Origin of the sequence: Rhodobacter sp. NTK016B (assembly GCF_017303295.1) — a bacterium.
Classification (GTDB): Bacteria; Pseudomonadota; Alphaproteobacteria; order Rhodobacterales; family Rhodobacteraceae; genus Pararhodobacter.
On sequence record NZ_JAFKOK010000010.1, the window covers coordinates 197798 to 220210 of the forward strand.

The 22413-nt window shown below is 65.0% G+C and carries 26 protein-coding genes, 1 tRNA gene and 1 pseudogene; 10 read left to right on the plus strand and 18 right to left on the minus strand.

Annotated features, from left to right (window positions below; genetic code table 11):
- Position 1 precedes the first annotated feature (1 nt).
- The 3 genes from JI664_RS14725 to sucC form a co-directional block, all read right to left on the minus strand.
- Entirely contained in the window at positions 2-2965 is a 2964-nt protein-coding gene (locus JI664_RS14725) for a 2-oxoglutarate dehydrogenase E1 component (RefSeq protein ID WP_207014505.1), read from the minus strand.
- A gap of 404 nt (positions 2966-3369) precedes the next feature.
- Positions 3370-4254 carry a succinate--CoA ligase subunit alpha gene (sucD, locus tag JI664_RS14730; RefSeq protein ID WP_207014506.1) on the minus strand — a complete coding sequence of 295 codons (885 nt, stop codon included), beginning with the start codon at positions 4252-4254 and terminating at the stop codon, positions 3370-3372.
- 5 nt (positions 4255-4259) lie between these two features.
- Positions 4260-5453, minus strand: a complete 1194-nt coding sequence (gene sucC / locus JI664_RS14735) for an ADP-forming succinate--CoA ligase subunit beta (protein WP_207014507.1) — start codon at positions 5451-5453, stop codon at positions 4260-4262.
- 225 nt (positions 5454-5678) lie between these two features.
- On the opposite strand from sucC, the gene JI664_RS14740 reads away from it, so the two are divergent.
- The gene (locus JI664_RS14740) at positions 5679-6926 is read left to right on the plus strand and encodes an MFS transporter (protein WP_207014508.1); all 1248 of its coding nucleotides are present in this window, start codon (positions 5679-5681) and stop codon (positions 6924-6926) included.
- Here the strand turns inward: JI664_RS14740 and purN are convergent.
- The 3 genes from purN to JI664_RS14755 all read right to left on the minus strand — a co-directional run bounded on the left by purN (position 6916) and on the right by JI664_RS14755 (position 10117).
- Positions 6916-7503 (minus strand): phosphoribosylglycinamide formyltransferase, encoded by a 588-nt coding sequence (purN, locus tag JI664_RS14745; protein ID WP_207014509.1) that lies wholly within the window; start codon positions 7501-7503, stop codon positions 6916-6918. The genes JI664_RS14740 and purN overlap by 11 nt on opposite strands.
- A complete protein-coding gene (gene purM, locus JI664_RS14750; RefSeq protein WP_207014510.1) occupies positions 7500-8543 on the minus strand; it encodes a phosphoribosylformylglycinamidine cyclo-ligase in 1044 nt (347 codons plus the stop codon). The genes purN and purM overlap by 4 nt, the downstream gene beginning before the upstream one ends.
- Positions 8544-8635: 92 nt before the next feature.
- Entirely contained in the window at positions 8636-10117 is a 1482-nt protein-coding gene (locus tag JI664_RS14755) for a hypothetical protein (protein WP_207014511.1), read from the minus strand.
- A gap of 149 nt (positions 10118-10266) precedes the next feature.
- On the opposite strand from JI664_RS14755, the gene JI664_RS14760 reads away from it, so the two are divergent.
- Positions 10267-10342 (plus strand) — tRNA-Ile (locus JI664_RS14760).
- Between the two features lie 90 nt (positions 10343-10432).
- Here the strand turns inward: JI664_RS14760 and JI664_RS14765 are convergent.
- From JI664_RS14765 to JI664_RS14815, 11 genes are all read right to left on the minus strand, one after another.
- The gene (locus JI664_RS14765; protein WP_207014512.1) at positions 10433-11476 is read right to left on the minus strand and encodes a site-specific integrase; all 1044 of its coding nucleotides are present in this window, start codon (positions 11474-11476) and stop codon (positions 10433-10435) included.
- Positions 11470-11646: a hypothetical protein gene (locus tag JI664_RS14770; protein WP_207014513.1), complete on the minus strand. Its 177-nt coding sequence runs from the start codon at positions 11644-11646 to the stop codon at positions 11470-11472. Before JI664_RS14770 ends, JI664_RS14765 begins: the two co-directional genes overlap by 7 nt.
- A gap of 2 nt (positions 11647-11648) precedes the next feature.
- Positions 11649-12536 (minus strand): hypothetical protein, encoded by an 888-nt coding sequence (locus JI664_RS14775; RefSeq protein WP_207014514.1) that lies wholly within the window; start codon positions 12534-12536, stop codon positions 11649-11651.
- Positions 12526-12795: a hypothetical protein gene (locus tag JI664_RS14780; protein WP_207014515.1), complete on the minus strand. Its 270-nt coding sequence runs from the start codon at positions 12793-12795 to the stop codon at positions 12526-12528. The genes JI664_RS14775 and JI664_RS14780 overlap by 11 nt, the downstream gene beginning before the upstream one ends.
- A 34-nt stretch (positions 12796-12829) precedes the next feature.
- A complete protein-coding gene (locus JI664_RS14785) occupies positions 12830-13018 on the minus strand; it encodes a hypothetical protein (protein WP_207014516.1) in 189 nt (62 codons plus the stop codon).
- Positions 13018-14856, minus strand: a complete 1839-nt coding sequence (locus JI664_RS14790; RefSeq protein WP_207014517.1) for a ParB/RepB/Spo0J family partition protein — start codon at positions 14854-14856, stop codon at positions 13018-13020. The genes JI664_RS14785 and JI664_RS14790 overlap by 1 nt, the downstream gene beginning before the upstream one ends.
- Positions 14857-14957: 101 nt before the next feature.
- The gene (locus JI664_RS14795) at positions 14958-15221 is read right to left on the minus strand and encodes a phosphopantetheine-binding protein (protein ID WP_207014518.1); all 264 of its coding nucleotides are present in this window, start codon (positions 15219-15221) and stop codon (positions 14958-14960) included.
- Positions 15221-15364 (minus strand): hypothetical protein, encoded by a 144-nt coding sequence (locus tag JI664_RS14800; protein ID WP_207014519.1) that lies wholly within the window; start codon positions 15362-15364, stop codon positions 15221-15223. The genes JI664_RS14795 and JI664_RS14800 overlap by 1 nt, the downstream gene beginning before the upstream one ends.
- Positions 15365-15605: 241 nt before the next feature.
- Positions 15606-16139 (minus strand): hypothetical protein, encoded by a 534-nt coding sequence (locus tag JI664_RS14805; RefSeq protein ID WP_207014520.1) that lies wholly within the window; start codon positions 16137-16139, stop codon positions 15606-15608.
- Positions 16140-16383: 244 nt separating this feature from the next.
- Positions 16384-16998 (minus strand): type VI secretion system-associated protein TagO, encoded by a 615-nt coding sequence (locus JI664_RS14810; RefSeq protein ID WP_207014521.1) that lies wholly within the window; start codon positions 16996-16998, stop codon positions 16384-16386.
- Between the two features lie 230 nt (positions 16999-17228).
- A complete protein-coding gene (locus tag JI664_RS14815; RefSeq protein WP_207014522.1) occupies positions 17229-17597 on the minus strand; it encodes a hypothetical protein in 369 nt (122 codons plus the stop codon).
- Positions 17598-17684: 87 nt separating this feature from the next.
- Between JI664_RS14815 and JI664_RS14820 the strand changes: the two genes are divergently transcribed.
- Positions 17685-17900: a hypothetical protein gene (locus tag JI664_RS14820; protein ID WP_207014523.1), complete on the plus strand. Its 216-nt coding sequence runs from the start codon at positions 17685-17687 to the stop codon at positions 17898-17900.
- A 270-nt stretch (positions 17901-18170) separates the two neighbouring features.
- Here the strand turns inward: JI664_RS14820 and JI664_RS14825 are convergent, their stop codons facing one another.
- Positions 18171-18464: a hypothetical protein gene (locus tag JI664_RS14825; protein WP_207014524.1), complete on the minus strand. Its 294-nt coding sequence runs from the start codon at positions 18462-18464 to the stop codon at positions 18171-18173.
- Between the two features lie 111 nt (positions 18465-18575).
- Here JI664_RS14825 and JI664_RS14830 point away from each other — a divergent pair, with 111 nt between their 5' ends.
- The 7 genes and pseudogenes from JI664_RS14830 to JI664_RS14860 form a co-directional block, all read left to right on the plus strand.
- On the plus strand, positions 18576-19019 hold the full coding sequence (locus tag JI664_RS14830; protein ID WP_207014525.1) for a hypothetical protein: 444 nt from the start codon (positions 18576-18578) through the stop codon (positions 19017-19019).
- Positions 19020-19027: 8 nt separating this feature from the next.
- Positions 19028-19345 (plus strand): hypothetical protein, encoded by a 318-nt coding sequence (locus JI664_RS14835; protein ID WP_207014526.1) that lies wholly within the window; start codon positions 19028-19030, stop codon positions 19343-19345.
- A gap of 272 nt (positions 19346-19617) precedes the next feature.
- Positions 19618-19836, plus strand: coding sequence for a hypothetical protein (locus JI664_RS14840; RefSeq protein WP_207014527.1), 219 nt, complete (start codon positions 19618-19620; stop codon positions 19834-19836).
- A 105-nt stretch (positions 19837-19941) separates the two neighbouring features.
- Positions 19942-20232: a DUF2829 domain-containing protein gene (locus JI664_RS14845; protein WP_207014528.1), complete on the plus strand. Its 291-nt coding sequence runs from the start codon at positions 19942-19944 to the stop codon at positions 20230-20232.
- Positions 20233-20749: 517 nt separating this feature from the next.
- Entirely contained in the window at positions 20750-21076 is a 327-nt protein-coding gene (locus tag JI664_RS14850) for a hypothetical protein (protein ID WP_207014529.1), read from the plus strand.
- Complete coding sequence (locus JI664_RS14855) at positions 21061-22185, plus strand: SANT/Myb-like DNA-binding domain-containing protein (protein WP_207014530.1); 1125 nt, start codon at positions 21061-21063, stop codon at positions 22183-22185. The genes JI664_RS14850 and JI664_RS14855 overlap by 16 nt, the downstream gene beginning before the upstream one ends.
- Positions 22182-22413 (plus strand): annotated as a pseudogene (locus tag JI664_RS14860) (hypothetical protein); the annotation flags it as partial. The gene JI664_RS14855 and the pseudogene JI664_RS14860, both read left to right, overlap by 4 nt.

A 22413-nucleotide genomic window follows, 5' to 3' on the forward strand; every position in this document is an offset into this window, starting at 1 on the left:
GTTACTTTCCTTCCGACGACAGCGCTTCGTTGACGAGCGCTTCTTGCTGAGACTTGTGGCGCGAGGCCAGACCCGTGGCGGGCGAGGCCGAGGCGGAGCGACCGGCATAGCGGGCGCGCGTTTGCTTGGCGCCGATTTCGATCAGCGCCTCTTCGAGAAGGGGCGCGATGAACGACCACGACCCCTGATTTTTCGGCTCTTCCTGACACCAGACCATCTCGGCGTTCTTGAACCGCGCGAGTTCCTGACAGATCGACTGCGCCGGGAACGGATAGAGCTGCTCGACACGCAGAAGATAGGTGTCGTCGAGACCGCGCTCATCGCGCTCGGCCAGCAGGTCGAAATAGACCTTGCCCGAACACATCACCACACGCTTGATCTCGGCGTCGGGCTTCAGCGTGATCTTCGAGTTGTTGCCCTTTTCGGCATCGTCCCACAGGATCCGGTGGAAGGTGGACCCTTCGGTGAAATCGGCGCTGGTCGAGGTGCACATCGGGTGACGCAGCAGCGATTTCGGCGTCATCAGGATCAGCGGCTTGCGATAGTCGCGGTGCATCTGACGGCGCAGGATGTGGAAGTAGTTCGCCGGGGTCGAGCAGTTGGCGACGATCCAGTTATCCTCGGCCGACATCTGCAGGAAGCGTTCCAGACGCGCCGAGCTGTGCTCGGGGCCCTGCCCTTCGAAGCCGTGCGGCAACAGCAGCACCAGACCCGACATCCGCAGCCATTTCGACTCGCCCGAGTTGATGAACTGGTCGAACATGATCTGCGCGCCGTCGGCGAAGTCGCCGAACTGCGCTTCCCACGCGACCAGCGCATTGGGTTCGGACAGCGAATAGCCGTATTCGAAACCCAGCACCGCGTATTCCGACAGCATCGAGTCGATGACTTCGTAACGCGCCTGCCCGGCCCGGATATGGTTCAGCGGGTAGTACCGCTCTTCGGTGTTCTGATCGACAAAGGCCGAATGCCGCTGCGAGAAGGTGCCGCGCGTACAATCCTGCCCGGCCAGACGGACGGGATACCCCTCGACCATGAGCGAGCCGAACGCCATCGCCTCGGCCGTGGCCCAGTCGAAGCCCTGCCCGCTTTCGAACATCTTCTTCTTCGCTTCGAGCTGACGCCCGACCGTCCGGTGCAGATCGAAATCCGTCGGATGGCTGGTCAGCGCCTTGCCGATTTCCTGCAGCGTCTCTTCCTTGATCGCCGTCTGACCGCGCTGATAGTTCTGGTCCTTCGGCTTCATGGTCTTCCAGCGCCCGTCCAGCCAGTCGGCCTTGTTGGGGCGGAATTCCTTGGCGATCTCGAACTCGCTGTTGAGATGCGACTGGAAAGCGGCCTTCATGTCCTCGATCTCGCCCTCGGGGATGAGACCGTCATTCACCAGACGCTCGGTGTAAAGCTGCAGCGTCGTCTTGTGGCGCTTGATGTTCTTGTACATCGCGGGGTTGGTGAACATGGGCTCGTCGCCCTCGTTGTGACCAAAGCGGCGGTAGCAGAAGATGTCGATGACCACGTCCTTGCCGAAACGCTGACGGAACTCGGTCGCGACCTTGGCGGCGTGAACCACGGCTTCGGGATCGTCGCCGTTGACGTGGAAGATCGGCGCTTCGACCATCAGCGCGATATCCGTCGGATAGGGCGAGGTGCGCGAGAAATGCGGCGCGGTGGTAAAGCCGATCTGGTTGTTGACGATGATATGGATGCAGCCGCCGGTGCGGTGCCCCTTGATCCCCGACAGCTGCAGGCATTCGGCCACAACGCCCTGACCGGCAAAGGCCGCGTCCCCGTGCAGCAGGATCGGCAGCACGGCAGTCCGCTCGGCATCGTTCAGCTGGTCCTGCTTGGCGCGGACCTTGCCCAGAACGACCGGGTTCACGGCTTCAAGGTGCGACGGGTTCGCGGTCAGCGACAGGTGCACGACATTGCCGTCGAATTCCCGGTCCGACGAGGCGCCGAGGTGGTATTTCACATCGCCCGAACCGTCGACATCGTCAGGCTTGAAGCTGCCGCCCTGGAATTCGTTGAAGATCGCGCGATAGGGCTTGGACATGACATTGGCCAGCACCGACAGGCGACCGCGGTGCGGCATGCCGATGACGATATCCTTCACGCCCAGCGCGCCGCCGCGCTTGACGATCTGCTCCATCGCCGGGATCAGCGCTTCGGCGCCATCAAGGCCGAAACGCTTGGTGCCCATGAACTTGACGTGGCAGAATTTCTCGAAACCCTCGGCCTCGACCAGTTTGTTCAGGATCGCGCGGCGACCCATCTTGGTGAAGGTGATTTCCTTGCCATAGCCCTCGATCCGCTCTTTCAGCCACGCGGCTTCCTGCGGGTTCGAGATATGCATGAATTGCAGTGCGAAAGTACCGCAATAGGTACGCTTGAGGATCTCGATGATCTGCCGCATCGAAGCGACCTGCAGCCCCAGCACGTTATCGATGAAGATCGGGCGATCCATATCGGCGTCGGTGAAGCCATAGGCCTTCGGATCCAGCTCGGGATGCATCGACTCGTCGCGCATGCTGAGCGGGTCGAGATTGGCGATCAGATGGCCCCGGATCCGGTAGGCGCGGATGATCATCAGCGCGCGCAGGCTGTCCAGAACGGCGCGCTGGACCTGCGTGTCGGTCACCTCGACGCCCTTTTCGGCGGCCTTGGCGCGGATCTTGTCACCCGCGGCCTTGCCCTCGGCTGCGGCGGGCCACATGCCGGTCAGTGCGCCCATCACCTCGCTGTCGGGGGTCGGCGGCCAGTCCTTGCGTGCCCAGCTCGGCCCTTCGGCCTGCTTGGTGGCGGTGGCGTAATCGTCGCCATTGGCTTCGAAGAACTCCGCCCACGCACTGTCGACGCTGGCCGGATCCTGCGCGTATCGCGCCTGCATCTGGTCGATGTAATCGGCATTCGCCCCGTCCAGGAAGGACGTGGCATGCATGGCGTCGTTGGGGCTTTGATCGTTCATCTGTTTGTCCTCGGCATGAGGGAAGGAAACTTAAGGGTTCGAACGGTTCGACGTGTGTCTCATGTCACCAGCGACGCCGCCGATCCGCGTCTTGGCGATACTCTGAGGCACGATCGTGACCGGAGCGTTGACACGTGCACGGGTTTGCGCCGGAGCGCCGCTATCGGGGCCTGCCCCAACCATAGGGCTCGACAGGCGCGCAGCCAGAAAATTGTTGCCGCGCCCGGTCCGGGGCTGCGGCGCCCGAATTCCGGCCGGGTCAGAAAAGCGGGCCGCGCACGGCCCGGCTTTCGCGCTGTGGGCAGCATCCGCCCGCCGGCCCCGGCGAGCAACCGCCAACGCCCCGACCGCATGGTCGGGGGCGTCAACAGGGGTCGCAATGGCGGCCGGAGGATGCATGGCGCTTAGCCCTTGATCGCCTTCATGACGGCTTCGCCCAGCGTCGCGGGGCTGTCGGCAACGACGATCCCGGCCGATTTCATGGCCTCGATCTTCGATTCCGCGTCGCCCTTGCCGCCCGAGACGATGGCGCCGGCATGGCCCATGCGACGGCCCGGAGGGGCCGTGCGCCCCGCGATGAAACCGGCGGTCGGCTTGTAGCGGCCTTTTTTCTTCTGTTCCTTCAGGAACTCGGCCGCTTCTTCCTCGGCCGCGCCGCCGATCTCGCCGATCATGATGATCGACTGCGTCTCGTCGTCGTCGAGGAACATGTCCAGCACGTCGATATGCTCGGTGCCCTTGATCGGGTCGCCGCCGATGCCGACGGCGGTCGACTGGCCCAGCCCCATATCCGAGGTCTGCTTGACGGCCTCGTAGGTCAGCGTGCCCGAACGCGACACGACGCCGACCGACCCACGCTTGTGGATATGGCCGGGCATGATGCCGATCTTGCAGGCGTCAGGCGTGATGACACCCGGGCAGTTCGGGCCGATCAGCCGCGACTTGCTGTCGATCAGCGCCCGCTTCACGCGCATCATGTCGAGCACCGGGATGCCCTCGGTGATGCAGATGATCAGTTCCATCTCGGCGTCGATCGCTTCGAGGATCGAGTCGGCCGCGAAGGGCGGCGGCACGTAGATGACCGAGGCATTCGCTTCGGTGACATGCTTGGCTTCATGCACCGAGTTGAAGACCGGCAGGTCCAGATGCGTGGTGCCGCCTTTGCCGGGCGTCACACCGCCGACCATCTTGGTGCCGTAAGCGATGGCCTGTTCCGAGTGAAAGGTCCCCTGCGAGCCGGTGAAGCCCTGACAGATAACCTTGGTGTTTTCGTTGACGAGAATGGCCATTCTATTTACCCCTTCACCGCTTTCACGATTTTCTCGGCGGCGTCGGACAGGTTGTCCGCGGCGATCACGTTGAGACCGCTGTCGTTGATGATTTTCTTGCCCTGCTCGACATTGGTGCCTTCGAGACGCACGACCAGCGGAACCTGCAGACCGACTTCCTTCACCGCGGCGATGGTGCCTTCGGCGATGATGTCACAGCGCATGATGCCGCCGAAGATGTTCACCAGGATGCCTTTGACGTTCGGGTCCGAGGTGATGATCTTGAAGGCCTCGGTCACTTTCTCTTTCGTGGCGCCACCGCCCACGTCGAGGAAGTTTGCGGGCTCGGCGCCGTAGAGCTTGATGATGTCCATCGTGGCCATCGCCAGACCGGCGCCGTTCACCATGCAGCCGATCTCGCCGTCGAGCGCGATGTAGTTCAGGTCGTATTTCGACGCGGCGAGTTCCTTCGGATCCTCTTCGGTCTCATCGCGCAGCGACGCGATATCGGCATGGCGATAGATCGCGTTGCCGTCGAAACCGATCTTGGCGTCGAGCGCCTTCAGATTGCCGTCGGTCATGACGATCAGCGGGTTGATCTCGAGCATCTCCATGTCCTTCTCGATGAAGGCGCGATAGAGATTCTTGACCAGAGCCACGCATTGCTTGACCTGAGGACCCTTCAGGCCCAGCGCGAAGGCGACGCGGCGGCCGTGGAAATCCGACAGCCCGGACGCCGGGTCAACGCTGAAGGACAGGATCTTTTCGGGCGTCGACGCGGCGACTTCTTCGATATCCATGCCGCCCTCGGTCGAGCAGACGAACGACACGCGCGAGGTGCCGCGATCGACCAGCAGAGCGAGGTAGAGTTCGGTCTCGATATCCGAGCCGTCCTCGATATAGATGCGGTTGACCTGCTTGCCGGCAGGGCCGGTCTGGTGCGTGACCAGCGTGCGACCCAGCATCTGCTTGGTCATCGCTTCTGCTTCTTCCACCGATTTGGCAAGGCGGACACCGCCCTTTTCGCCTGCTTCGGCTTCCTTGAACGAGCCCTTGCCGCGGCCACCGGCGTGGATTTGCGCCTTGACGACCCAGAGCGGACCGTCGAGCTCGCCCGCCGCCGTCTTGGCTTCTTCGGCTTTCAGGACGACTCGGCCGTCCGACACCGGCACGCCGTAGGTGCGCAAAAGCGCCTTGGCCTGGTATTCATGGATGTTCACGGAACTGCCCCCGTTGCTGCGAATTTTGCCGTGTAATGACACAAGACCATCGTGGCACAAACGAAATATTCGTGCAAAACTTCGCGATGAGGGGTTTTTCTTCGTTTTGTGATCACACCCTGAAAACGTGTGATCACAAGTATCGGAACCGTGATCGCGTCGGGGCAACACTGCGCGCGGCCCGCCAAGGCGGCCACGGAGACAGCAGGATTACGAGTCGTTTTCATGGCAGCGCAAACACCCCGCCCCCCGTCCGCGGCGCCCGGAACACCGCGAAAGGACCCGCCGCTTGCGGGCTGGCGCGGTACGATCAGGCCGGTTCTGACGCTGGGCATCACGCAGATCGTAGGCTTCGGTTCGATCTATTACGCGTTCGGGGTGCTGGTGGCACCGCTCAGCGGCGAACTGGGGATTTCCACCACCGCCGCCTTCGCCTGCCTTTCCGTGGCCCTGCTGTCGGGGGCCTTCACCGCGCCGCTGGCCGGGCGGCTGATCGACCGGCATGGCGCGCGGCGGATGATGGCGGCGGGCTCGATCGGCTGTGCGGTTGCGTTTGCGCTGCTGTCACAGGCGGGCGCGGTGTGGGGCCTGGTGCTGACCCTGATCGCGGTCGAGATGCTGGCCCCGCTGGTGCTGTACGACGCGGCTTTCGCCGCCGTCGCGCAAGCGGTGGGCGAGGCGCGCGCACGGGCAGCGATTACCATGACGACGATGGTCGGCGGCTTTGCCTCGACCGTATTCTGGCCGCTAACGCTGTATCTGTCGCAGGGCTGGGGCTGGCGCGAGACCTATCTGGCCTTCGCCGCGCTGCACCTGATCCTGTGCCTGCCGCTGCATCTGTCGCTGCCCAAAGGCAACGGCGCCGAGACAAGGCAAGTCCCCGGCGCACCCCGTTTCGCCCCCCTGCCCCGCCGCTTGCATGGCCGGGCGATGGTGCTGCTGGCGCTGGGGCTGAGCCTGAGCTGGGCGGTGATGTCGGCCTTCAGCGCGCAATGGGTGCCCGTGCTGGGCGCGGTCGGACTGCCCGAGGCCACGGCGGTCGCCGCGGGCGCGCTGATGGGACCGTCGCAGGTGGGCGCGCGGGTGCTCGACATGCTGTTTGCCAGCCATCGTCACCCGATGTGGACCGCGCTGGTGGCGATGGCCTGTCTGGTGCTGGCGCTCGTCGTGCTGGTCTTGGCGCCGGTGGGCGTGCTGACAGCATCCGTCTTCGCCATTCTGTTCGGCATCGGGCAGGGTCTGGCCACCACCGTGCGCGGCACGGTGCCCTTGGCGCTGTTCGGGCTGATGGGCTATGCCGCGCGGCTGGGACGGCTGGCCAGCCTGCGGATGCTGGTCGCAGCGCTGTCCCCCTTCGCGATGGCGGCATCGCTGGCAACGCTGGGGCCATGGATCACGCTGTGGCTGTTAGCCGCGCTGGCGGCCGTGTCGCTGACGCTGCTGGCCTGCCTGCCGTGGCGGGTTACAGAATAAGCGGCGCGCGCTCGCCCTCGACGAAGCGGCGCAGCACGGCAGGATAGAGCAGATGCTCCTGTACCAACACACGTGCGGCCAAGGTGCCGGCATCGTCGCCCGGCAGAACCGGCACCCGCGCCTGCCCCAGAAGCGGCCCGGCATCCAGTTCGGCGGTGACTTCGTGGACGGTGCAGCCCGCCTCGGTATCGCCGGCATCCAGCGCGCGCTGATGCGTGTGCAGGCCGGGATACTTCGGCAAAAGCGAGGGATGGATATTCAGCATCCGCCCTTCGAAACGGCGGGTGAATTCCGGGGTCAGGATGCGCATGAACCCGGCAAGGCACAGCACGTCGGTCTCGGCCCTGAGCAAGGGGTCGAGAAGCGCCGCCTCGAAAGCCGCGCGATCCCCTTTGAAGTCACGATGATCGACGGCATCGGTGGGAATGCCCATCTCGGCGGCCCGCGTCAGTCCCCGGGCGGCGGGATCGTTCGACATCACCAGAACCGGACGCGCCGGGTGATCGCCCGTCATCGACTGCGCCAACGCCACCATGTTCGAGCCGCCGCCCGAAATCAGGATGGCGACGCGTGTCACAGAAGCGACCCGGTATAGGCCACGCCCTCTCCCTCGACGACGTGACCCAGACGCGACACGATCTCGCCCGCGCCGATCAGCAACGCTTCGAGATCGTCGGCACGCTCGGCATCGACAGCGAGGATCATGCCGATCCCAGCATTGAAGGTCTTCAATAGCTCGGCCTCTTCCAACTCGGCGTGCTTGGCAAGCCAGCGGAAGACCGGCGGCAATTCCCAAGCACCAAGGTCGATCTTCGCCCCCAGCCCGTCGGGCAACACGCGCGGCAGGTTCTCGGTCAGGCCGCCGCCGGTGATATGCGCGAGCGCATGAACACCACCCGCCTTGATCGCGCCCAGAACCGGACGGACATACAGCCGCGTCGGCGCCAGCAGGGCTTCGCCAAGCGTGCCGGGGCCGAAGGGGCACGAGGCATCCCACGACAGGCCCGTCTTCTCGACGATCTTGCGCACCAGCGAATAGCCGTTCGAATGCACCCCGTCCGAGGCAAGGCCCAGCAGCACGTCACCCGCTTTCACGCCCTTGGGCAGATCCTGCCCGCGCTCCATCGCGCCAACGGCAAAACCGGCAAGGTCGAAATCGCCCGCATGGTACATGCCCGGCATCTCGGCCGTCTCGCCGCCGATCAGCGCGCAACCCGACTGGGCGCAGCCCTCGGCGATGCCCTCGATGATCCGTGCGGCTTCCTCGACCTCGAGCTTGCCGGTGGCGAAGTAATCGAGGAAGAAGAGCGGCTCGGCGCCCTGACAGACCAGATCGTTGACGCACATCGCCACAAGGTCGATGCCGATCGTGTCGACATTGCCGGTATCGATGGCGATGCGCAGCTTGGTGCCGACGCCGTCGGTCGCGGCGACAAGGATCGGGTCTTCGTAGCCCGCGCCCTTCAGATCGAACAGCGCGCCGAAGCCGCCAAGGCCCGACATCGTGCCCGCGCGCGTCGTGCGTTTCGCCGCCGGCTTGATCCGTTCGACCAGCGCGTTACCGGCATCAATATCGACGCCCGCCTGGGCATAAGTCAGTCCCTTGGTCCCGGTCATCGTGTCCCCCGAGGAAGTTTCGCGCCGGTTACCCCATCCCGAGCCGGGGATCAATGCGCATGAAAGCCGCGATCCTGCCGGATCGCGTTGTGTCAGCTTCCGCGTCGTGGTGAACGCGGATTGAGAACCGGCGCCGGGCACAGCGCCGCCTCGTCGTCGGTCAGCGGCCGCGCGCCATTCGCCCGCCATGTGCTGGGCGGGCCGACCTGCAGCTCGGGCGCCGGGCGCGCATCGCTCAGCCCCACCGCCGACGCGCGCCGCGCGCCCACGCGCTCCCAGTTCAGGCGCTCGGACCGCGTGAGCCCGTCCTCGAGCGCATCGACGTAATAGGTCACGTCGCGCCCCAGCCGGGGCCCGCGCTGCGAGCGGTTCGACACCAGAGCCTGCCGGGCAAAGGCGCGGCGGATCTGCGCGGGCGTCATCTCGGCCCCGCCCCGTGCCATGATGCGCCGCAGGATGCGCCGGATCTCGAGATTGCGCACGGCGGTATGCGCGGCACGGTCGCTGAAAAAGGCGAAATCCACCTCGGTCGGTTCCAGCCCGGCATGGCGCCATGCCTCGATGAAGGTGCGGATCTTGCCGCCGTCGAAACTGGCCGAGTCATAGAGCCGCCGGTAGATCGAGCGCACCTCGGGCCGTGTGCCCAGATCGGCGAACCCCTGCGCCCAGTGTTCGCGGCGCTCGGGATCGGCGTAGACGCCGCACAGATAGCGGCGCAGCTCGTCATCGTCGCCCAAGGGCAGCGACAGGTCGAACATCCGGCGCACGGCCCCGGCCTCGGTCCGGAAGGCGCGATCGATCAGGTCGGGATCGAAGCGATCGACGCGCGCAAGGATCGCGAGGATCTCGCGTCCATGCCCCGCCGTCGCGCCGTTCGGCCCCCATGTCAGATAGGACCAGCGGTCATTCGTCAGGCAGGTCGGATCCTCGGCGCCGGGATCGTAGATCTCTCGGTTGTTCTGGCAGAAATTCCAGCGCGCCTGCTCGGTGATATCGGTCCCTTCGAAGGACAGCAGCAGCGCCCCGGCCCGCGCGCGCGGACCCGGTGCCGGGCGCATGGGCACCAGAAGCTCCCACAGCGCCTGCGTGATGGCCCCGTCGCGCGCCGCGCTGTTCTCGGGCAGATGCGCGGCGATCCCGTCGCATTCGGTCAGCCGCCGGATCGCATCGCGGGTTCGCGGGCCGAACATGCCATCGGGGTCGATGGCGATCTCGGCCCCGCAGGCCAGAAGCGCCACGTTCAGCGCGTGCTGAAAGGTGGCGATATGCCCCTGCGTCCCGTCGATAAGAATGCCTTCGATCTCGCCGTGTTCGGGGCCGGAATAGGCATAGAGCACCGGATCGGGCGGGGTCTGCGGGGCCTCGGCCGGTTCGCGGGAGACAGTTTCGGTGCCGGACTCCGGCGCGGTCTCTGGCGCGGGCTCGGCCCCGTCGGCGACAGACGGCACCGGCGCCTCGGCTGCGGGCGGCGAGGCAGATGACGCACCCGTTTCGGACATCTCTGCAGGCGCCTGCGCCATCGCCGAACAGGCGAGACACAGCCAGACGACCGCCCCCAAACCAATGCCCTGCATATGTCCCCGAAAACAAATGACCAAAGAAATATCGCCGCAGGATACGGAATGCCGGACCACCGGGTCAAGCTGGCGCGCAAAAGCCCACCAAACACGCCTCTTTCCCGAAGCTTGACCCCCGCGTACAACCTGCTACGGAAGACGCGGCTGGGCCTGTAGCTCAATGGTCAGAGCAGGGCGCTCATAACGCCTTGGTTGGGGGTTCGAGTCCCTCCGGGCCTACCATGCCGCATGAACACTAGGCGAACACGCTCTGATTTTATTGAGTAATTTCCGGCGTGGTACACTGCGGGTTTCCGGCGTGGTACACTTTGGCTATCCGAGCAGCGCGTCGATGCGGTCCACGACGGTCTCGGCCAAGCTCGCGCGGGCGGCGCTGCGGACATAGACCTTGGTCTCCGGACTTCCCATTTCATGGCCGAGCAGCACGTCGATCTCGCCGGACGTTGCCCCGGACGCGGTCAGCATGGCAGCCACGCCCTTCCGGATGCCGTGCAGGCTACGGCCTTTCAGTCCGGCATCATCCGCCCATTTCCTGAAGGCGTTGCCGAGGCCCGCCGCACTGTAGGGCGCCCCGTAGCTCGTCAGGATGTAGGTCATGTTGCCGTGCCCAGCCAAGTCGTCGAGCAGCGCGCGCGAAATGGGCATCTCGACGATCTCGTGCGGCGCCTTGTTCTGCTCCCAGCGCAGCCATTTCCGGCCCCCGCGCATCACCTCGTGCTGCCTGCCGATCTGGCACAGATCCCCGCGCCGGGCCGTTGTGCAAGCCGCGAGCATGAGCGTGCGCCTCGCCGTCGTGCCTGGCCCATGGAAGGCCAGAAACTGCGCGATGTCTTCTGCGGTCCATGGCGCGAAGCCCCGGGTCTTGCGGGTCATGCGTTTGACACCCCGCGCCGGGTTGTCGCACTGGACGTATTCGCGCTGGATCGCCCAGATATAGAGGCCGGATACTCCCTTGATCAGGTTGTCCGCCGCGCCGGGCGTGGCCGCGTATTTGTCGGCGATCTTGATGACGGCAGAGCGCGGCATCTCTGCGCTTTTGGGTCCGTATTCCTCGACCAGCCGCCCGAGATGATGGCGCTTGCCCTTCAGTGTCAGGGGCGATGCGAGCCGCGCCGCAACCTTCCGCTCCAGATCTTCCAGATAGAGCCCGACAAGCCATTCCACGGATCCGCGAACCGCTTTCATCGGTACGACCGGGACGTCATCGATCAGCGCGGCGTAGTGTTCATGGAACTCCCGGCTGCCGGGTTCGCCCCGCAAGGTTGTCACTTTGCCGTTGCGCCGGAAACGGTATCGCGTCGCCCCCGATGGCAGGCGTTCGGTCGTCACGTATTTCAGGCGCATCTCTTCTACCACGCTTCCGGCTCCCTCGGATCGTGCTTTGGTTCGGGCGCCCGGTCAACCGGCGCCTCGATGCGGATCGACGCGTCGGGCCCTAGATGCACGGCCCCGACGTCGCCGACCTTCTCCTTCCAAACGGCGATCGCGCGGGCGATCTGAGCCTTGGTCGCGTATGTCGTGCCCATGGTCAGGGTCTTTCCAGCGCCGACAGGATCGGCACGATCCGCTCGTCACGCTGGTGCAACATCATCGCGAAGTTTCCGACGTCTACGGGATCGCCCTTCTCGACGTGTTCGCGCAGCAGCTGAGAAAGGAAGGCGGCGGTGCAGTCTGGGCCTTCCCAGCCCCCGCGACCGTCTGCGCGCTTCTTCGCCAGCTTAGCCTTCATGGCGATGGCGAAGCGGTCAACAGCGGCGTCGTCGGGATGTGCGGCTGCGTTGGGTTCGAGGGCGGCGAGATACCGGCCCTCGATCGCCCGGCACTCCACAATAGCCGTGTTCTGATCTACTTTCTGGAACTTGCGGTCGAGCAGAACCGCATGCAGCTCCTGCCACGACAGCCCGCCCCGCTCTGCCAACCGATCGACCGTCTGGTAGTGGTTGGCCTTCGCCTGCCCGCCATGATCCGCGACGAGCTGATAATCGAAGCGCGCGCCTCCGCTGTTCAGGATCGGGAACGTCTTGCGCTCCCGGTTGGCGGCAAGCTGGGCCTCGGCGGCGGTGGCGCGGGTCAGGTCGTCGATCTTCGCGATCCGCCCGTCTTCATCGTCCAGCACGCGGCCTGCTTTGAGGATGGCGTATATCGTGCCGTGAACATCGCCGCCCCACTCCTCGGTGCCATCGCACGGGATATAGTCCTCACCGCCAACCGCACTGGCAAGCCATGCAAGGATCTGGTCGGCGGCATCGTCCATGCCTTGATCATAGGCTTCGCGATTCGCAGATTCGGCGGCGGTGGCGCGGGCTTCGGCGGCATCTTTTCCCTCCATCAACGCGACAATCATCTGCCGCCACGGCTGGGGGATAGCTTCTACAATGCAGATCGTTCCAGTCTTCGGGGATGTCTCAGCGGTCATAAGGTGCCTCCCTACGGAAAATCGGTTCAGTCAAGCTCACGGGCCGCTGCGCCATGGTCCGGAGAGTGTCGATCGCCTCAAGGCGTTGTTCGACGGCGGCGATCACGGCGTCCTGCAGCTCGTAGGTGGTGAAGCGGTGATCGCAGCGCGCGCAACGCCGGCGCCGCCGGATAGTCGGGAGATCTCCGAGCGCCGCGCCGCGCGAGTCGATCACGGCTGTCGCGCCATCGCAGCGTGGGCAGGTCAGGCCGTCGGGCATGAAGCATCCTCCCTGACAAGGGAAAAGCGGTCGGTCATTGCGTGGCCTCCGCAAGGTAACGATAGATGTGTGCCGCCGCCTGCTCCGGGGTGCAGTACCGCTCCCAGCACTTGGCGCAGTTGTGCCCCGCGAGGATGTCCAGCGCGGTGACGACGTGCTCGTGCATGGCGCCGGTTTCCTCGCTCGCGCAGCGATGAATGAAGGGCGGGATCTTGTCAGGCATCACGCCCCCTCCACGCTCGGCCATTGGAGCTGCTCCGGCAGCCATGCGTCGATCCGGGCATTCATGTCGCGCGAGAGGCCGAGGGCTTCGCGGAAATCGGCTTCGTTGAACAGGCGTTCCAGGATCTTCGCCTTCTCGCCTTTCTTCTTGCCGTCGAACTCCAGACTTTCGCGGCGATCTTCGGGGACCAGCTCGGCCCAGAGCCGATCCAGCACCGGCACCGGCAGGCGACCGAGATATCCGGCGGCGGTGGGCGTCCAGATCTGGCGGGGATCGGGCGTCAGCTGCGCGGCGATCCACGGCGCCATGTCACTGTGCGGCATCAGCAAGCGGCCAAGCGCCCGCGTCAGGACCTCGTTGCGATGCTTCTTGCCGAGGGCACGGAACGCAGCAAAGCGCTCAGGCGTGGCGCTTTCCACGCCCGGCTCGGGATCCACCAGCGACTCGGGAAGTTCGAAGCCCTCGGTCTTTTCCGGCGCGATCGACGGACGGTCGACAGAGATCCCGAGCACCCGCTCATAGGCGCGCATCCCGCCCGATATCTGCCACGCCAGAAGGTCGAGCATCAGCTCGGTCTGCGCGGCCGCGCGGCGCTGCAGAGCGGCAAGGCGGATCTTCGCGAGATCTTCGAGCAGGTTGTTCGGCAGGGCCTTGGCCTCGACCTTGACCGCGCTGTCGCCGCCCTCGCCTGCGCCCGAGTTACCGGGCCTGTCTTCCCGGCGCCGGAAAGGACCGTGCGTTTCTATCGTTCCCTCCAGAGCCAAGAAAAGGAAGAGTCCCGATGTGGCGCGGTCTTCGTCGGAATAGTCCCCAGCCTCTCGCTCTTCGAGTTCATCCATGCGCTCGATCTCGGCTTCGGTGAGCTCTTCCTCTACCCCCCGATCCCGCAGCTCGGCCAATTCGAGCGCGTCGGCCTCGGGCAATTCGATAGGCTTCGGCCAGATCCGCTCCATTTTCAGCCCTGCATCGAAGCGGTCGAAAGCCTCGACCACCTCGACCCATTTCCAGCCGCGCGCGAGATTGAAATCGACGGCATCGGAGAGGCGCCGTTTCACCAGCTCGTCGAGGATCGCCTCGTCGAGCAGCTGCACCTGGTCAGTGAAGAGATCTTCCAACACCGTCCCGCCGGCGGCGCGATAGGCGTCGATCCCCACCAGCCTGACGCGCCGATCGTGCATTTCGATCGAGGCATGCGAGAGACGGCTCCGGATCTCGGCCGCGCCGTTGCCCCAACGCGACTCCAGCACGCGCTGCAGTTCGGCCTCGGCCGCTTCGGCGCTGGTGGCGACGGTGAAGGCCCCGGCCTGGTCGAGGCTGATCTTGCCCTCGCGCAGGGCGCCCAGCACCGGCTGGGGCAGCTGGGCAAGCTTCAGGCGCTGGCGCACATGCCGCTCGCTGACGGCGAAGGCCCGGGCAATAGCGTTCGGGTCCGCCCCTTTCGCGGCCATGCGGCCATAGGCGCGAACCTCGTCAGCCGGGTGCAGCGCGGCGCGCGCGGTGTTCTCGGCCGAGGCCCAAATGCGCGCGGTGTCCTCGTCGGGCGCCAGCTTGACCGGCACGCGCGTCTCGTCGGGGGACCGGCCCTCGCGCGTTGCCAGCAGGATCATTGCGCGCAGGCGGCGCCCGCCGGCGACGATGCCGACTTTCTCGGGCTCGGCCGGGTCGAACCATCCAGCAAGGTTCTGCAGCAAGCCGAGATCGGCGATGGAGTCGGCCAGCGTCTCGATCTCGGCCGAGGGTGGCTCGGTCCGGGTGTTGAGCGCGTGAACGTAGCAATCCGACAGGGGCGTCAGAACGGTGACGGGGCTGTCGTCGGGGGCTGTGACTGTCTGGGACATGGAAACCTCGGGGGAATGAAAAGGCCCGGGCGGCGGGACAGACGCCGCCCGGGCAGGTGCGCGCCGCCGAGGCGTTCAACGGCGCGGGGCAGGAACCTGGATCAGGCGGGCTGTGCGCCCAGCTGGCGACGGAGCGCCGCGTCGACGGCCTCGGCAAGCCCGCGCGGGGTGGTGATCGCATTGAGGGCGCTGTCAGGGATCAGGACATCGAAGGCGTCCTCGGCCTCGACCGCGAAGACCATCAGGTCGAGGCTGTCGAGATCATGGTCAGCGAAAACCAGATCGGGCGTGACCTCGCCTGCGAGGCGCGGCACTTCGCGCTCGATCAGTGCGATGCAGCGCGCAAGGGTGTCATCATCGGCCATCACGCGGACCTCCGCGTGGTGCGGAACGTGCAGTTCCGGGCGCGGTGTTCGCGCTTGAGCAGGCGCCAGCGGATCCAGCGGGCGCGTTCGTCGCCGGGCCCGAGCGGGTCGATCAGGTTGGTGGTGTCGTCGGTGTCGGGCATTGGTGTCTCCCATCAGGTGAACCGCGATCAGCCGGGTGGCGTCTTCGGCGGGGATGGGTTGGACTATACACGCTAATGCGTGCATAACAAGATTATATGAACGCAAATGCGTGCATTCTTTCGAATCGCCTGCTAAGGTGCCCTCGCCGGCGCCATCGTGGCGCGCATGAAAAAGCCCCGCGCGAGGCGGGGCGAGGAAGGGTGTATGAAAGTCCTACGGATGAGCCTTGCAAGCATGTGCCTAGTCTTCGCCGGTGGCTCCGGGCAAGGCCAGAGTGGTGAGCTGGGGCTGCCGGGCGCTGCCATTCGGTCGCCGATAGGCGTCAACTCTGAGACTGTGCGTGGCGCCGAATATGTCCCTGTACCGGGTCAGGCAAGACACTGCGACGAAGTACTCACCGCTGATGACTTTCGCCGCCTCATCCGCCGTCAGTGCGCGTTTCGTTTTGATGCTACGCGACCATTCCACGCCGGGTCCATGTTCGTTCGTGCCGAGAACGTCGACGGGGGCAAGGGCGGGCATTTGATCGATGCTTTCGAGCGGCCCTTGCGCGACGTTGATGCCTATGGACGCGGCAGTGATAAAACAGGGCGAATTGCCGGTGTTTCGGAAGCCGATGGTAACCTCGATCGGTTTGCCGTCTTCGATGTCACTGAAATGCCCATCCCAGAAGCTGATATAGGCGCGGGTTTGCGCTTCTCCGTAGGTTTTGGTCAGGTCGAGGCTGTTGCGCGCGGCCTCCGTTGCGGCGCGTGTCTCTTTCAGGGCCTTCAAGCTGGCCCAAACGGTTACCGACAGCAGAACTACTGTGAGGATCGAGGTTATGTCTGGAACACTCAACGAATTCTGGCCCTTTCGTTTATCTTGTTTCTGAGCATTCCCACCATCGGCTGGGCGCTATGGTCTTTGATCGGATATGAAATGCGGTGCAGGAAGCGCTAGCTGCCGATACCTCCCGCCGTTCTGCGCCAGGGAATAGCCGCTTCCTCACATATCCAGCATCGTCCGGTGCGAGCGTTCACGGCGTCCAATTGCATGCGGCCGCAAGTGGCTCGATGCGCTGCCGAAGCCCTGAAACGTCGAACTCGAACTCAAGTCCGCTATGCTCGTAACTGCTGTATTCCATGATCAGGGTGTTTGCGCCGAAGAGGTCCCGTAAGAATGGAATAGCCCTACCGCCAGACCAAACGCCAACTCCGTCCCCGCCCCGCATGGCTTCCATGTAGACCGATGCGACGGCGCGATCATCAATTCTGTATCGCACCTGCTGATCATCCGGGGTGTACGCATTGAACGTAATGAAAACATTGGTCGAATTCTGCATGCAGCGAACATACAGCCGTGCTGAGGCGTGACGGCCGAGAGTGCCGGGCTGCGTGTTTTGGCTCATTACGGAGAGGAAGACATCTCGGCGCCCATCAATGCTGCTAGTATCTTCTTGGAGAAGCCATTGCCCCCCGCCTTCACCACCGGAGGATTGTTCAACCTCTGGCGCGTCGTAGCCCGAAGCTTCATCATAACAGCTTAGACGCGCGGCGTCGTTTGCGGCCTCGTGGCAAGGGTTTGCTTCTTGGGCATGTACTCCACCTGCGGCGCATAGCAGAGAGGCGAAGAGAAGTCTGCGTACTGGCACTCTAGAAAGTCCTTACATATCCAGCGTTGTCCGGTGAGCGCGCTTCGGCACCGGATCGGTACAGTTGACCTCGGTGCGGCGTGATTCTGCAACTAAGGATTGGCGGATTAACCAACTATGCCACTTAGCCGGTAGGAGTGCCGCAAGGTCTGGTGCGTTGACTCGGGGCACCAGTTCACGAAATGTTCTTTTCTTGCTAGTGGGGAGGACGGGCATGTGCGATATCGAGGCTATGGTTCTTGCTTGGGCTCAGATGACACCTGCTCAGAGGCGCGAAGCACTGGCTTTTCTTCGGTCTTTACAAGCACCTGAAAGAACTCGCGCGCAATCTTCCGCTGCTCCGGGGTCATAGCCGACAATCGCTCTAGGAACTCGAGCGTGTCCGCGTCTGCGCTCATTCCGGTGTACACGTAAAACGTTGCCTCCGGGCCCAGCTCGTCAAGCAGGGAAACCAGCTTCTCGGAAACGGGATGCGTGCCGCGCGACTTGGTCTGCTGGATGTAGTTCGGTCCGAGCCCAGCCGCCAAGCTGAGGGCGCGAGGGCTCCTGCCGTCCCGCTCGATGACCTCCCAGAGGCGCTGGATCCATCCGTCTTTCATGCTCTTTCCGCTACCATTTTGGCGCGCCACACGCATGGACGTTTTTGCGTGCATTGACTTGCACGCAAATGCGTGCAACAAAGCGGCATGTCGCAAAAACTCATCTCCGAAATCGAGACGTTTATCGCGGAAACCGGGCTTTCGGAGCATCGGGTCGGCATCCTGTTGGCGGGCAACGGGCGGCTCGTCGGCCGTCTGCGCAAGGGTAGCCGGGTCTGGCCCGAGACCGAATGCAAGATCCGCAATGCCCTTCGTGCTGAGCGGGTCAAACGTAGCGAATTGCCCCAACGCAGTTCCCCCTGAATTTCCTTCACCCGGCAAGCATGCCGTTGAGAACGCAACAAGCCAAGGAAACCCGGTTACCCGCCATGACTGACGTCCCGATGATCCGCATTCCCGACGATATCGTCTTCTACTTTTGGGATGGCGCGCGCTTCTCACCCGTCAAGCACGGGGACCACGGGCGCGACGCCAGCATCCTGCCGTCCGCCCCGGGCCCTGACGAAGACGAAGCTGAGTTTAAAGCGGCAACTGCCGGCGCCGCACGCGAGATACGGGGCGCGTGCTACGACTTCATTGGCGACGGTGACCTTTCCCCTCAATTTCGTCCGCTACCGCAAGCAGGTTCTGAGCAAGGATTCGAGCCGTTCGTGCGGACATTCGGAACTGTCTTGCTTCGGCTAAAGGCACTTTGGAGCCTGGTTCGTGCGACTGTGTCTCGCAATCCCAGAGACGGACAATGACAGCGCTCATCTCAGGGAAAATAGCCTCAGCAGCTATGGATGAGTCGATGAACTCTGCTGGCGTCGAATTCTCGCGCTTAAGGAAGTGGTCTGGCCCGACTGTCGCGACCTGCTCGTCACTCATTTTGTGCTCCTTTTCGGTCTCTCGGAAGCTGCGCGGCTTGTTTGCCGGCACTTTCCACTCTGACAGCGGCGCTGACTTCTTCCAACAACCTTCGGTTTCGCAGGTGTCTCCATGACTGACGCGCAGACGATGATCCACGTCCTCATGCAAGGCCTTGTCGAGCATGCCGGCGGTCCGGAAAACGCGGCACGCCGTATCGGCGCCCGGTTCGGCGACAAGGCCGAAGACGTGATCAAGGCCACCCGCAAGGGGACGATCTCGCGCCGGTGCAACGGGACGCTGACCTGGCCGCTCGATGAGATCATGGCGCTGGAAGAGGCGACGGGCGATTACCGGGTGCGCGAATGGCTTGCGGCCAGCCGCCCGCAGGCTGCGGCGGACGCCTCGCTGATGCAGCTGGCCGGCGATGTCTCGCGCGAAACCGGCGAGGCGATCAGCGCCGTGCTGGCGATGCTTTCGCAAAGCGGCACGCCCGAGAACGCACTGAAAGAGGCGCTGGAAAGTCAGGCCTTTCTCGACCGGCTGGTCGCTGAGCTGCGCGAGGTGGTCAAGTGAGGGTCGCCGTGTTCAATCAGTCCCGCCCCCGCCAGCTGCGCCGTGCCGTGCCGGCATGGGATCCCGCTTGTATCGGTCGCCGGGTGGCGAATGTGGCGGTGATGGATGGCTGGACACTGGAAGCCTCTCTGTCGCTGGTCGAGGCGATGTGCAGCGGGTCCTTCGGCCCGATCCGCGCAGCCACCGCGACGGGCCGCTCGCCCGACGATTGCTTGGCGCATTGGGAACGGGTGATGCCCGTGACCTATCGCGGCAGCATCGACAATCAGGCGGCGCTGCTGGCTGCGCTTCGGGAAGCGGTGGCGCAGCAGGCGGGTGCAGCATGAGCGCGCCGCGCGGATCCTTCGGGGGCTGGTCCCCGCGCTGCCCCGAGGTCTGGGCGTCAATCCTGTGCCCCGGGTGCGGCAAGTCGCATGCGCTGGCGATGTGTCCGTGTTGCGGCCTGCCGGGTCGTCGCGCGCCGATGCCGAAGAAGAAATGAGCATGACGATGCCGCTTTCCCCCTCCCATACCGCGCGCCCCTCCTCCCTCGCGCGGCCAGCCAGCCCGGCACCGGCAACCTGTCGGGCTGGCACCATCATCAACAACGAGGCCCCCCATGTTCAAGCGCTACGCCGCATTGCTTCCGTACATCATCGGCCCGGCTCAGGCCATGACTCCGGATCAGGCTTTCATCTGGTCGCCATCCGGACTGCAGCACGAACCGACCGCGCCCGCACGCAAGCGGTCCGGTCGATCGATGACCGTCGCGCAGCAAAAGCGCGTCTCGGCCAAGCGCCGGGCTGTGCGCCGTGCGCGCAAGCTCGGGCACGCCTGACCTCCCATTCGACGGCAGAGCGTTGTCCCCGCGACGGTCGCTCGTGGTGCGCTATCCGGGGCGGCGCTGCCGTCGAGGCCCCGGCTTCAAACCAAGGAGATCATCATGGACTTCGGGAATGCGCTTCGTGCGCTGAAGGACGGAAAGCGCGTTCGGCGCACCGGGTGGAACGGCAAGGGCATGTGGATTGCTCTCACGCCGGGCAGCGAGTTTCCGGCGCAACACGCGAAGGACGGCCATGCTGCGAAGCATCGGGCGGACGAGATGGAGCCGCAAACCGGGCACAACATCACGCTCCTGCCGCATATCGACATGCGCGCGGCGGACGGCTCGATGGTTATCGGCTGGCTGGCCTCGCAGACCGACATGCTTTCGGAGGACTGGGAAGTCGTCTGATCCTTATTGCCTCGGGTTGGGGTATTGCCCGGCGCGAGGGCGACTTCGCGCGTTCCTCCCTGTTCAACTCTGGGGCGGCTCAGGTCGCCCCGGCTTTTCCGCCGCTTTCCGGTCAGCGCCCGCGCGGCGTTGTCCCGAGCGCGGCGCGCTCAAGTCGAGGTGGGCGGGGTTTCCGGTTCCTGCAGCGCCTTCATCATGCGGAGAGAACCGGGGCTTTCCATCCTGAGCAGGATCAGGCTGGCGCGAAGCTGGGCGGCGGCGACACAGCCGCCCAGACAGGATCCGCACCGCAGGTCGCCGACCCACTTTCGAACATACGGCGACCTGTTGGTGGTCCCCCTCGCCGGGCAGGGCGCGGAAAGCCCGGCATCTTCTTTGCGTTTTCCGCAAGGAACGCATCGCCCGTAAAGCAAAACGGGCTGCTCACGGGCCCCCGAGACAGCGCTGCAGCGTCCTCTCGGGGTGCCGCAGCCAACCTGTGCGACACCGTTGCCGAACTGACCGAGGCGGTGGAGCCATGACCGAGACCTTCCGCCCCCTCGGTGAGCTGGCCGACGAACAGGTCATGCGCCTTGCCGGCCGTTGTGGCCGTTGCGCGGTGCGGATCGTCGTCTGGCTGCGCGCGCATGGGGGCGTGCGAACGCTGGCAGAGATCTGGGAAGAGGTCGCGGCGCCCGTGCCCGAGATTGAGGCAACCCTCGCGCGGCTCGATGCCGCAGGGCTGACCCAGCACCGCGACATGATCATGGATCACGGCACCGAGCTTGTCTGGTGGGCGCCTCGCGTCGTGACGGCCGCCGAAACCCCCGCCCGCCCGGAGGACGTGAAATGCACCCGAGCCTGAAACAAATGACCCTCGCCGAAGCGCGTGACCTGTGCGCGGCGCTTGGCGCGTTTTGTGATGCCGGCAAGAGGCTAGAGCGTGCGGGGATGGAGGTCACGGTGTCGCTGACGGACCGCGACGCAACCCTGCGCGTTCCCTCGCTCTGGGGCCTGCCGGGGTCGGTCGACACGGTGATCGAGATCGATGACGCCCCGGTCACCGCGACGTATCCCGCAGCGGCAGCGCCGCAGGACGCGGACGCAAACGACGAAGGCGCTGCCCCGTCGGCCGAGGGAATGACTGGGCAGGCGTCCCCGCCCTATGGCGAACGGGTCATCGGCGAGGACGGCCTCCTGCGCGGGCCTTGGCTGACCGAAGAGGAAGACACGATCCGGCGCATGCACGCGGCCGGCGACAGCTGGCCTGCGATCGCCAAGGCACTCGGGCGCCCGGTGCCGGCTGTGCGAGAACGTGGGCGCAGCCTTGGTCTGAAGAAAGCGAAAGCTGCAGCGCCGAATACCATTCGAACCGGGGGCCGTTCCGGCAGCGATGTCGCCCCCGCTCTGTCCCCCGGCAAGACGCCCGCCGACGAGTGCATCGGGTCGCCGCAAGGCGTGTCGGCCGAGGCTGCGCCGGGGGACACCCAATCTCAGACTTCCGGGGTCGCGGAAGCGCCGAAGAGCGCACCCGCGACAGCAGGCCCCCGGGAGCGCGCGCCGGTCCGGGACGTTCCCTCGGCCCGGGCCGGCGTGAACGCGGCCCCTGCGGCGGTGGTGACACCTTCCCCCTCGACCCCACCGCAGGGTGCCGCCCGAAACAAGCGCATGGCCTGCCCGGAAGATCTGAGGGGGCTGCAGCGCGAGGTGTGGTTCCACCTAGAGTCATTGGCTACCGATTCGATCTTCGACACCGAGCTCGACCTCGATTTGGTCAGAGGGCTCGCCGGCGGCCGCCACCTCGGTGAATTGGCGCTGGATCTCGACGTGGATGCCGCGAAGGCGAAGGCGCGTTTTGCATTGCTGACGGAGATCGTGCGCGACCAAAAGAACAGGATCCTCACTGACGGACAGCCGGCTCTGCTGGCCGTGCTGCGCCGCCGGGTGCAGATCGAACGCGGGGTGGCTGCGTGACGATTCAGCCGTCCATACCGGCCCCACGGTTGCGCCTGCCCGATCAGAAGCGGATCGATTGGGCGCCCGTGCTCAATCCCAAGGGGCTATGGTCGGCGCTGGTCGTGGCGGGATCTTCGCCCGACCGCGTCAGCCGCAGCTGCGCCGGCATCGTCTACATTTCCGCCCCCTATCACGCCGAAGCGCAGATCCGGGGCGCATGGCGCGTCGAGCGCTCGGTGCTGATGT

Excerpts from the sequence above, each read along its gene's own strand:
- JI664_RS14740 (WP_207014508.1), top strand. The coding sequence starts at position 5,679 with ATGGCAGCGCAAACACCCCGCCCCCCGTCCGCGGCGCCCGGAACACCG.
- JI664_RS14820 (WP_207014523.1), top strand. The coding sequence starts at position 17,685 with ATGTCGCAAAAACTCATCTCCGAAATCGAGACGTTTATCGCGGAAACC.
- JI664_RS14825 (WP_207014524.1), bottom strand. The coding sequence starts at position 18,464 with ATGAGTGACGAGCAGGTCGCGACAGTCGGGCCAGACCACTTCCTTAAG.
- JI664_RS14775 (WP_207014514.1), bottom strand. The coding sequence starts at position 12,536 with ATGACCGCTGAGACATCCCCGAAGACTGGAACGATCTGCATTGTAGAA.
- JI664_RS14785 (WP_207014516.1), bottom strand. The coding sequence starts at position 13,018 with ATGCCTGACAAGATCCCGCCCTTCATTCATCGCTGCGCGAGCGAGGAA.
- JI664_RS14815 (WP_207014522.1), bottom strand. The coding sequence starts at position 17,597 with ATGAAAGACGGATGGATCCAGCGCCTCTGGGAGGTCATCGAGCGGGAC.
- JI664_RS14840 (WP_207014527.1), top strand. The coding sequence starts at position 19,618 with ATGTTCAAGCGCTACGCCGCATTGCTTCCGTACATCATCGGCCCGGCT.
- JI664_RS14725 (WP_207014505.1), bottom strand. The coding sequence starts at position 2,965 with ATGAACGATCAAAGCCCCAACGACGCCATGCATGCCACGTCCTTCCTG.
- JI664_RS14855 (WP_207014530.1), top strand. The coding sequence starts at position 21,061 with ATGCACCCGAGCCTGAAACAAATGACCCTCGCCGAAGCGCGTGACCTG.
- JI664_RS14790 (WP_207014517.1), bottom strand. The coding sequence starts at position 14,856 with ATGTCCCAGACAGTCACAGCCCCCGACGACAGCCCCGTCACCGTTCTG.
- JI664_RS14755 (WP_207014511.1), bottom strand. The coding sequence starts at position 10,117 with ATGCAGGGCATTGGTTTGGGGGCGGTCGTCTGGCTGTGTCTCGCCTGT.
- JI664_RS14850 (WP_207014529.1), top strand. The coding sequence starts at position 20,750 with ATGACCGAGACCTTCCGCCCCCTCGGTGAGCTGGCCGACGAACAGGTC.
- JI664_RS14795 (WP_207014518.1), bottom strand. The coding sequence starts at position 15,221 with ATGGCCGATGATGACACCCTTGCGCGCTGCATCGCACTGATCGAGCGC.
- JI664_RS14780 (WP_207014515.1), bottom strand. The coding sequence starts at position 12,795 with ATGCCCGACGGCCTGACCTGCCCACGCTGCGATGGCGCGACAGCCGTG.
- JI664_RS14770 (WP_207014513.1), bottom strand. The coding sequence starts at position 11,646 with ATGGGCACGACATACGCGACCAAGGCTCAGATCGCCCGCGCGATCGCC.
- JI664_RS14800 (WP_207014519.1), bottom strand. The coding sequence starts at position 15,364 with ATGCCCGACACCGACGACACCACCAACCTGATCGACCCGCTCGGGCCC.
- JI664_RS14830 (WP_207014525.1), top strand. The coding sequence starts at position 18,576 with ATGACTGACGCGCAGACGATGATCCACGTCCTCATGCAAGGCCTTGTC.
- sucD (WP_207014506.1), bottom strand. The coding sequence starts at position 4,254 with ATGGCCATTCTCGTCAACGAAAACACCAAGGTTATCTGTCAGGGCTTC.
- JI664_RS14845 (WP_207014528.1), top strand. The coding sequence starts at position 19,942 with ATGGACTTCGGGAATGCGCTTCGTGCGCTGAAGGACGGAAAGCGCGTT.
- purM (WP_207014510.1), bottom strand. The coding sequence starts at position 8,543 with ATGACCGGGACCAAGGGACTGACTTATGCCCAGGCGGGCGTCGATATT.